Source organism: Arthrobacter sp. GCM10027362 (assembly GCF_042679445.1).
Taxonomy (GTDB): domain Bacteria; phylum Actinomycetota; class Actinomycetes; order Actinomycetales; family Micrococcaceae; genus Crystallibacter.
On sequence record NZ_JBHTML010000166.1, the window covers coordinates 1 to 8703 of the forward strand.

8 protein-coding genes and 1 pseudogene are annotated in these 8703 nt (G+C 70.1%); 5 read left to right on the forward strand and 4 right to left on the reverse strand.

The features are described 5' to 3' along the window. Nucleotides 1-394: pseudogene (locus ACFQ36_RS18000) on the reverse strand (sensor histidine kinase); the annotation flags it as partial. Nucleotides 395-570: 176 nt separating this feature from the next. On the opposite strand from ACFQ36_RS18000, the gene ACFQ36_RS18005 reads away from it, so the two are divergent. Both ACFQ36_RS18005 and ACFQ36_RS18010 read left to right on the forward strand, forming a co-directional pair. After that, nucleotides 571-960, forward strand: coding sequence for a DUF485 domain-containing protein (locus ACFQ36_RS18005; protein ID WP_377016100.1), 390 nt, complete (start codon nt 571-573; stop codon nt 958-960). Further along, nucleotides 957-2606, forward strand: coding sequence for a cation acetate symporter (locus ACFQ36_RS18010; protein WP_377016102.1), 1650 nt, complete (start codon nt 957-959; stop codon nt 2604-2606). Before ACFQ36_RS18005 ends, ACFQ36_RS18010 begins: the two co-directional genes overlap by 4 nt. A 123-nt stretch (nt 2607-2729) precedes the next feature. Here the strand turns inward: ACFQ36_RS18010 and ACFQ36_RS18015 are convergent, their stop codons facing one another. Genes ACFQ36_RS18015 through ACFQ36_RS18025 form a run of 3 tightly spaced genes read right to left on the reverse strand, consistent with a single transcriptional unit; the run spans nt 2730 to nt 6013 of the window. After that, on the reverse strand, nt 2730-4412 hold the full coding sequence (locus ACFQ36_RS18015; protein WP_377016104.1) for a RecQ family ATP-dependent DNA helicase: 1683 nt from the start codon (nt 4410-4412) through the stop codon (nt 2730-2732). Next, entirely contained in the window at nt 4402-5487 is a 1086-nt protein-coding gene (gene ald / locus ACFQ36_RS18020; protein ID WP_377016106.1) for an alanine dehydrogenase, read from the reverse strand. Before ald ends, ACFQ36_RS18015 begins: the two co-directional genes overlap by 11 nt. Nucleotides 5488-5539: 52 nt before the next feature. Continuing rightward, nucleotides 5540-6013 (reverse strand): Lrp/AsnC family transcriptional regulator, encoded by a 474-nt coding sequence (locus ACFQ36_RS18025; RefSeq protein ID WP_377016108.1) that lies wholly within the window; start codon nt 6011-6013, stop codon nt 5540-5542. Between the two features lie 194 nt (nt 6014-6207). Between ACFQ36_RS18025 and pdhA the strand changes: the two genes are divergently transcribed. From pdhA to ACFQ36_RS18040, 3 genes are all read left to right on the forward strand, one after another. Next, nucleotides 6208-7335: a pyruvate dehydrogenase (acetyl-transferring) E1 component subunit alpha gene (gene pdhA, locus ACFQ36_RS18030; RefSeq protein ID WP_377016110.1), complete on the forward strand. Its 1128-nt coding sequence runs from the start codon at nt 6208-6210 to the stop codon at nt 7333-7335. Further along, nucleotides 7332-8342, forward strand: a complete 1011-nt coding sequence (locus ACFQ36_RS18035) for an alpha-ketoacid dehydrogenase subunit beta (protein ID WP_377016112.1) — start codon at nt 7332-7334, stop codon at nt 8340-8342. The genes pdhA and ACFQ36_RS18035 overlap by 4 nt, the downstream gene beginning before the upstream one ends. Beyond that, nucleotides 8342-8703 (forward strand): biotin/lipoyl-containing protein (locus tag ACFQ36_RS18040; RefSeq protein WP_377016114.1); only part of this gene is annotated, 362 nt, incomplete at its 3' end. The genes ACFQ36_RS18035 and ACFQ36_RS18040, both read left to right, overlap by 1 nt.

Consider the following 8703-nt stretch of genomic DNA (forward strand, 5'->3'; position numbering starts at 1 on the left):
CCGCCGCGGCCAGCTGCTTTTGCCGGAAGACCTGGGTCCGGCCGGTGGCCAAAGCCCTGCCGGCCAGCGCCAGCGCCTGGTCCTGCTGCTCCGGCCGTGGTTCGGCCCCGCCGTCCCAGGCCAGCACGCTGTCCTCGTCCGTGAGCACCAGCACCTCGGTGCCCAGCAGTTCGCGCAGGTAGCGGCCGGCCCTGCCGGCGCCGGGGGAGAGGCCGGCGCGCAGGTGCGGGGCGGCCAGCGCGGCCGTGTGCAGCGTGGCGTAGGTGGCGCGCTCTGCCTCCGAGCCCAGGTCCCGGTACGAGCGTGAGAGACGGAAACCGACCAGGCCGATGATGGCGACGATGGCGGCGGCGAGAACCGCGATGATGGCGACCTCGAGGGCCGGGCTGAGCATGCTATCCACCATAACGCGCCGGACGCCGCCGCCGTCCGGCGCGCCGCCGGGCGCACGGAACTACCGCTTACCGCAGCCGGGCGCCTGCTGGCCGATCCGCCCCTGCCGGATGGTTCCCGCCAGGGGAGAATCCATTGGACAGTGATTGTGATCACACCCCCGTTCAAGGAGAGAAGATGGGCACCACTCCCACTCCGGACGCCGGCAGGACCGGCTCTGCTGCACCTCTTGGGGCCGTGGACTTCCAGGAAGTCCAGCAGCGGCCCCGCTTCCGCGAGCTGCGCCGGCGCCACCGCAGCTTCGTCTTCCCGATGGCCGCGGCCTTCCTGCTCTGGTATTTCCTGTACGTGCTGCTGGCGGACTACGCACACGGGTTCATGTCCACCAAGGTCATCGGCAACATCAACATCGGGCTGGTCTTCGGCCTGCTGCAGTTCGTCACCACGTTCGCGATCACCATGTGGTACGTCGGCTATGCCAACCGGAAGCTGGACCCGATCGCCGCGGAACTGCGCTCCGAACTGGAGGCCGACGCCGCCCGCACCGAGACCGGAGGAAGCAAATGAACGTCCTGGCCGTGTCCGCCGCAGTACCCGCTGCGCTTCCTGCCACCGTCGCCACGGCCCCCACCCAGGCCGGCGAGCCCTGGATCAACATGGCCATCTTCGGCCTGTTCGTGGCGATCACCCTGGTGATCGTGCTGCGCGCCAGCCGGAACAACAGGACGGCGGCGGACTACTACGCCGCGGGCCGGTCCTTCACCGGGTCGCAGAACGGCACCGCCATCGCCGGGGACTATCTCTCGGCCGCTTCGTTCCTGGGCATTGTGGGGGCCATTGCGATCAACGGCTACGATGGCTTCCTGTACTCCATCGGCTTCCTGGTCGCCTGGCTGGTGGCCCTGCTGCTGGTGGCCGAACTGCTGCGCAACACCGGCAAGTTCACCATGGCGGACGTGCTCTCCTTCCGCCTGAAGCAGCGGCCGGTCCGGATCGCCGCGGCGACCACCACGCTGGCGGTCTGCTTCTTCTACCTGCTGGCCCAGATGGCCGGCGCCGGCGGCCTGGTCTCGCTCCTGCTGGGGATCAACGACCGGCTGGGCCAGTCCCTGGTGATCACCGTGGTGGGCGCGCTGATGATCCTCTACGTGCTGGTCGGGGGCATGAAGGGCACCACCTGGGTGCAGATCATCAAGGCCTGCCTGCTGATCGCCGGAGCCTTCGTGATGACCATCTGGGTGCTGGCGCTGTACGGCTTCAACCTCTCCTCGCTGCTGGGCGATGCCGCGGCGACGGCGGGCACCGCCGACATCCTCAACCCCGGCCTGCAGTACGGGGTGAGCGAAACCTCCAAGTTCGACTTCATCTCCCTGGCCCTGGCCCTGGTGCTGGGCACCGCAGCGCTGCCGCACGTGCTGATGCGCTTCTACACCGTGCCCACCGCCAAGGAGGCCCGCAAATCGGTGGTCTGGGCGATCTGGCTGATCGGCGCCTTCTACCTGTTTACCCTGGTCCTGGGCTACGGCGCCGGTGCCCTGATTGGCCCGGACGCGATCAAGGCCGCCCCGGGCGGGGTCAACTCCGCCGCCCCGCTGCTGGCCTTCCACCTGGGCGGACCCCTGCTGCTCGGGCTGATCTCCGCCGTCGCCTTCGCGACCATCCTGGCCGTGGTGGCCGGTCTGACGATCACGGCGGCAGCCTCCTTCGCCCACGACATCTACGCCAACGTCGTCCGGCGCGGCAAGGTGGACCCCGACGGCGAGGTCAAGGTGGCCCGGCGCACCGTCGTCGTCATCGGGGTGCTCTCGATCCTCGGCGGCATCGGCGCCCAAGGCCAGAACGTGGCCTTCCTGGTAGCGCTGGCCTTCGCGGTGGCAGCCTCGGCCAACCTGCCGACCATCATCTATTCGCTGTTCTGGAAGCGCTTCTCCACCCGGGGAGCGGTGTGGTCGATGTACGGCGGCCTGGCCGCGGCGATCGTCCTGATCGTGTTTTCGCCGGTGGTCTCGGGATCCGAAACCGCCATGATCCCCGGCGCGGACTTCGCCGTCTTCGGGCTGAAGAATCCCGGCATCGTCTCGATTCCGCTGGCCTTCTTCCTCGGCTGGCTGGGCACGGTGCTGGATAAGACCGGCGAGGACCCGGCCAAGCAGGCGGAGATGGAGGTCCGCTCGCTCACCGGCGTCGGCGCCGAAAAGGCGGTGGATCACTAGCGTCCAGCGGCTCCCCGCCCTTCGCGAGCTCAGGGCGGGGCCCTGCCGCTTCCCTTAGGGCGCTCCGGCGGTGCCCTTCCCGACGCCGGGAAGGGCACCGCCGCTGTTAATCTCCTTAATTCCCTAGTCCCCGGACGGGGCCTCGCCGACCTCGAGCAGGCCCTCGTCCTCGCCGATCAGCTTCAGCGACAGATCCTTATACCCCACTGACTCGAACAGGACGGTGATGCGGTCCGGCAGCACGCCCATCACGGTGCCCGGCCCCCACTCCCGGTGCTTCACCGGTGCCTGCATGGCGTAGCCGGCGGGCATGGCCGCCTCCAGTTCCCGGGCCTCGGCGGCGGAACCTTCATCGCAGTTGTCGCAGTTGCCGCAGTAGCCGTCGGTCTCCTCGCCGAAATAGTTCAGCAGGAAGTCGCGCCGGCAGTGGTCCGTCTCGGCGTAGCCGCGCATCATCTCCACCCGGGACTGGTCGATCCGGCGCCGGGACTCGGCCTCGGCGAAGGCGCGCTCCACTGCGGTCCCGGCCTCGATGGCCCTCACCGCCCGGTAGCCCCGGCGCCCGGCGAGGATGCTGCCGCTGTGCTCGAGCAGGTTCAGCACCCGCGCCTGCCTGCGGGCAGACAGCCCCGTCTGCCGGGACAGGGCGGCGGCCCGCACGGACCCGGCCTCCTGCACGGCGGTGAACACGGCGGAAAGCTCCTCCTCGTCCGGCACGCCGCCGACAAAGAACTGCTGCAGTCCCAGGTCTTCCGAACGGTAGTGCAGCACGGCCCGGGCCGGCTCGCCGTCGCGCCCGGCCCGGCCGATCTCCTGGTAGTAGCTGTCCAGCGAATCGGGGATGTGCGCGTGCACCACGAACCTGGCGTCCGGCTTGTCGATTCCCATCCCGAAGGCTGTCGTGGCCACCACCACGTCCAGCTCGTTGGCATGGAAGCGCTCATGGACCGCGGTGCGGTCCGCGGCCCGGCGGCCGGCATGGTAGGCCTGGGCCCGCAGGCCGCGGGCGGTGAGTTCGGCGGCATACCATTCGGTATCCTGCCGGGTGGCCGCGTACAGCAGCCCGGGCCCGCGCAGTTCCTCGACGCCGTCCAGGACCGCGTGCCGCTTGCCGCGGTCCTCGTGGTGGCGGATGACCTCCAGGTGCAGGTTGGGCCGGTCGAAGCTGTGCACGATGCTGGCCGGCTCGCGCATGCCCAGCCGCTCGATGATCTCCGCACGTACGTGCGGGGACGCCGTGGCGGTCAGGGCCATCACCGGCGGGCGGCGGAGCCGCTGGATGGCCGCCGTCAGGGTCAGGTAGTCGGGCCGGAAGTCGTGGCCCCAGGAGGAAATGCAGTGCGCCTCATCGACCACGAAGAGGCTGATCCGGCAGCGGGCGAGCCGGTCGAGCGTCTCCTCCCGGGCCAGCTGTTCGGGGGCGAGGAACACGAACTTGGCCTCCGCGCTTTCCACCGCGGCCCAGGCGGCCCGTTCGCCCCGGGCGCCGATCTGGGAGTTGATGGCGTAGGCGCGCCGGGCCCCCAGGTCCCCGTTGATGGCCTCTACCTGGTCGCGCTGGAGGGCCAGCAGCGGGGACACCACAACGGCGGTACCGTCCAGCAGCGCCCCGGGCACCTGGTAGATGGCGGACTTGCCGGAACCGGTGGGCAGCACGGCCAGCACATCCTCGCCCCGGACGGCGGCCGCCATGCCCTCGAGCTGGCCGGGGCGCAGGGTCTGCAGGCCGAACAGCTCGCTGGCGGTCCGGCGCAGCTGGTCTGCCGAGGGAGCAGGGTGGTTCGGGACGTCTTCGTTATCCGGCATGCGCCAACCGTACAGGTTCGGAGACAATCACGCCGTCCCGGGTGTTCAGCCCGGGCTGCAGTTCGGGCAGCCGTACGGCCGCTGCATCGAAGCCTTCGTCCGCGACGGCCTTGATGTAGCGCAGGGTGGCGTTGGTGAGGGCATAGGTGGAGGTCCGCGGCACGGCCCCGGGCATGTTGGCCACGCAGTAGAACACCGTGTCATGGACCTTGAAGGTGGGATCCGCGTGCGTGGTGGGCCGGGAGTCCTCGAAGCAGCCGCCCTGGTCGATGGAGACATCCACCATGACCGAGCCCGGGCGCATCTGCCTGACCAGTTCGCTGGAGACCAGCCGCGGGGCCCTGGCCCCGGGAATCAGCACCGCCCCGATGACCAGGTCCGCGTCCAGCACCGCGGCGGTGAGTTCGAAGCCGTTGCTGGCGATGGTGGTGATCCGGCCCTGGTACTGCGCGTCCAGTTCCTGCAGCCGGCGGATGTTGGTGTCCAGCACCGTTACGTTCGCCCGCATGCCGGCGGCCATGGCCACGGCATTGGAACCGGCCACGCCGGCGCCGATCACGACGACGTTGGCGGCCTGGGTGCCGGGCACCCCGCCCAGCAGCACGCCCCGGCCGCCCTGCGGCTGCATCAGGCACTGGGCGCCCACCTGCGGCGCCAGCCGTCCGGCCACCTCGGACATCGGCGCCAGCAGCGGCAGGGAGCGGTCCGGCAACTGGACCGTCTCGTAGGCGATGGCGGTGACCCGGCGTTCGCAGAGTTCGGCGGTCAGGTCCCGGTCCGCGGCCAGGTGGAGGTAGGTGAACAGCGTCAGCCCCGGGCGCAGCCGGTGGTATTCCTCGGGCACCGGTTCCTTGACCTTGAGCAGCAGCTGCGCCCCGGCCCAGGTCTCGTCCGCGGATGCGAAGATGCGGGCCCCTGCGGCCTCGTAGTCGGCGTCCGAAATGGCCGATCCGGCCCCGGCCCCGGCCTCGATGCCGACCTCGTGCCCGGCCAGGACCAGCTCGTGGACGCCGGCGGGCGTGATGGCCACCCGGAACTCGTTGTTCTTCACTTCCCGCGGCACGCCAATGCGCATGGCACCGTCCTTCCGTCCGGCCCGCCCCGGCGCAGCGGGCCGTCTGCGTGGTTCAACCGAGCATACGCCCGGAGCGCAGCAGCTGCTCCATCCGGTAGGGGATCAGTTCGTGCATGGCCAGCGAGGTATCGGTGCGCTCCACGCCGTCGATGGCCAGGATCTTGCCGGTGATCCGGAACAGGTCCTCGGCCCCCTCGGACACCACCTTGGCGAGGATGTCGGCCTGCCCCGTGATGCCGTAGGCCTCCACCACCTCGGGGATCAGGGACAGCGCCTCGGTGACCGGGATGAGCTTCTGCTGCTGCACATGCAGGTGCACGAAGGCGGCCAGCGGGTAGCCCAGCGCCGCGGGATTGATCCGCCGTTCGAACGGGAGGAAGACATCCTTCCTTTCCAGCTGCGCGAGGCGGGCCTGAACGGTGTTGCGGGACAGTCCCAGCTCCTGGGCCAGGGCCACCACCGTGCTGCGCGGGTCCCGGGCCAGGGCCAGCAGCAGCCGCGTGTCGGTGTCATCCAGATTCCGCATAGTGCGCAAGGGTAGCACGCCCCGCCGGCCAGAAACCGGGCATATTGCTCAGTTTCCGGCGAAGCGATTGCGCGGGCTGCCCGACGTGAGTATCGTCACACTATCCGTCCGGCAAGGGGGCCGGCGGTCCCGCAGCGGTGCCGGTGCACCGGACCGGCAGCGGAATGCAACGGACAGCAAAGGTGGAGTGCGCCATGTCCATACCAGATACCGGTCCCGAATCCGGCGGAAAATCCCGGAACCCGTTCATCCAATTGCTCACGCCGGCCGGGGTCCGGGTTCCGGAGCCGCACTATGACGACTGGCTCAAGGATATCGACGGCGGCCGGCTCCAGGGCCTGTACCGGGACATGGCCGTCACCCGCCGGATCGACGTGGAGGCCACCGCGCTGCAGCGCCAGGGGGAGTTGGCCCTGTGGCCGCCGATGCTCGGACAGGAGGCCGCCCAGATCGGCTCCGGGCGCGCGCTGGCCCCGGACGATTTCGTCTTCCCCAGCTACCGCGACACCGGCGTGGCCTGGTGCCGGGGCGCGGACTTTGCGGACCTGGTGAAAGTCTGGCGCGGCAATGCCCCCTCCAGCTGGGATCCGTACCGGCTGAACATGGCGCCGATGCAGATCATCATCGGCGCGCAGACCCTGCACGCCACCGGCTACGCGATGGCCACCAAGTTCGACGGCGCCGAAACGGCCACGATTGTCTATTTTGGCGACGGCGCGACCAGCCAGGGGGATACGAACGAGGCCATGGTCTTTGCCGCGAGCTTCCAGGCCCCGGTGCTCTTCTTCTGCCAGAACAATCAGTGGGCCATCTCCGAGCCGGTCCGCGTCCAGGCGCAGCGCCCGATTGCGGACCGGGCACCGGGCTTCGGCATCCCCAGTGTCCGGGTGGACGGCAACGACGTGCTGGCCTGCCTGGCGGTCACGCGCGAGGCGCTGGACCGGGTCCGTTCCGGTGCCGGGCCGTACTTCATCGAGGCCGTGACCTACCGGATGGGCCCGCACACCACGGCGGACGATCCAACCCGGTACCGGGATCCGAACGAGCTCGAGGACTGGCGGACCCGGGACCCGATCGACAGGCTGGGGGCGCACCTGCAGTCCGAGGGCCTGTTCGGCGACGAGTTCCGGGACCAGGTGCGTGCGGCCGCCGACGACGCCGCGGCCGGACTGCGGGCGGCGTGCACCGGCCTGCCGGACCCCGGGGAGCTGGAACTCTTCGACAACGTCTACAGCACCGTGCACCCGGTGCTCGAACGGCAAAAACAGCACTATGCCCGGTACCTTGCCGGCTTCGAAGCGGCCGAAGGAGGCCAGCGGTGACCACGATGACGTTCGGACAGGCCCTCAACGCGGGCCTGCGCAAGGCCCTGGACCGGGATCCCAAGGTGCTGCTGATCGGCGAGGACATCGGCACCCTCGGCGGGGTCTTCCGGATCACCGACGGGCTGCAGAAGGATTTCGGCGCCCACCGGGTGGTCGACTCGCCGCTGGCCGAGTCCGGGATCCTGGGCACCGCCGTGGGCATGTGCTTCCGCGGCTACCGCCCGGTCTGCGAGATCCAGTTCGACGGCTTCGTCTACCCGGCCTTCGACCAGATCGTCAGCCAGGTGGCCAAGCTGCACTTCCGCTCGCGGGGCCGGGTGAAGATGCCCATGACCATCCGGATTCCCTTCGGCGGCGGCTTCGGCGGGGCCGAGCACCATTCGGAGTCGCCCGAGGCCTATTTCCTGCATACCGCCGGGCTGCGCGCGGTCTCCCCGTCCAGCCCGCAGGATGCCTATCTGATGGTCCAGCAGGCCATCGCCTGCGATGACCCGGTGGTGTTCTTCGAACCCAAGCGCCGCTACCACGCCAAGGGGGACGTGGACCTGGACGCCGACTTTGCCGCGGCCGCGCCGCTGGAACAGGCGCGAATCGAACGTCCCGGCCGGGACGCCACCCTGGTGGCCTACGGCCCGCTGGTCCCGACGGCCCGGGAGGCGGCCGAAGCGGCGGCGGACGAGGGCATCTCCCTGGAAGTGATCGACCTGCGCTCGCTGTCCCCGCTTGACTTCGACACGGTGGCGGAGTCCGTGCGGCGCACCGGCCGCCTGGTCATCAGCCACGAGGCGTCGCAGACCGGCGGCCTGGGCGCCGAGCTGGCCGCCGGCATCACCGAGCGGTGCTTCTACTACCTTGAGCACGCCCCGGTGCGCGTGACCGGCTTCGACATCCCGTACCCGCCGGCCCGGATGGAACAGCACCACCTGCCGGACCTGGACCGCATCCTGGACGGGGTGGACCGGGTACTGGGCCGGCCGAATTCGCTGAGCGGACTGGAGGACTAGTGGCGATCAAGGTGTACACGCTGCCGGACCTGGGCGAGGGGCTGACGGAATCGGACATTGTCGGCTGGCGGGTGGCCGAGGGGGACACGGTGGTGCTGAACCAGGTCCTCGGCGAGGTGGAGACGGCCAAGGCCGTGGTGGAACTGCCCTCCCCGTTCGCCGGGGTGGTCCGGAAGCTGCACGGCGGGCCGGGGACCACGGTGCGGGTGGGCGAGCCGATTGTCTCGATTGAAGTGGCCGGCGAGCCGGCCGAGGCCCCGGCCGCACCGCCGGCAGCCGGCTACGTGCGGCCGGAGCGGGAAGCCAACCTGGTTGGCTACGGCGCGGCGGCGGAAACTTCCGCCCGGCCCACACGGCGGCG

Coding starts and splice junctions, on each gene's coding strand:
- ACFQ36_RS18010 (WP_377016102.1), top strand. CDS start 957: ATGAACGTCCTGGCCGTGTCCGCCGCAGTACCCGCTGCGCTTCCTGCC.
- ald (WP_377016106.1), bottom strand. CDS start 5,487: ATGCGCATTGGCGTGCCGCGGGAAGTGAAGAACAACGAGTTCCGGGTG.
- ACFQ36_RS18005 (WP_377016100.1), top strand. CDS start 571: ATGGGCACCACTCCCACTCCGGACGCCGGCAGGACCGGCTCTGCTGCA.
- ACFQ36_RS18025 (WP_377016108.1), bottom strand. CDS start 6,013: ATGCGGAATCTGGATGACACCGACACGCGGCTGCTGCTGGCCCTGGCC.
- pdhA (WP_377016110.1), top strand. CDS start 6,208: ATGTCCATACCAGATACCGGTCCCGAATCCGGCGGAAAATCCCGGAAC.
- ACFQ36_RS18015 (WP_377016104.1), bottom strand. CDS start 4,412: ATGCCGGATAACGAAGACGTCCCGAACCACCCTGCTCCCTCGGCAGAC.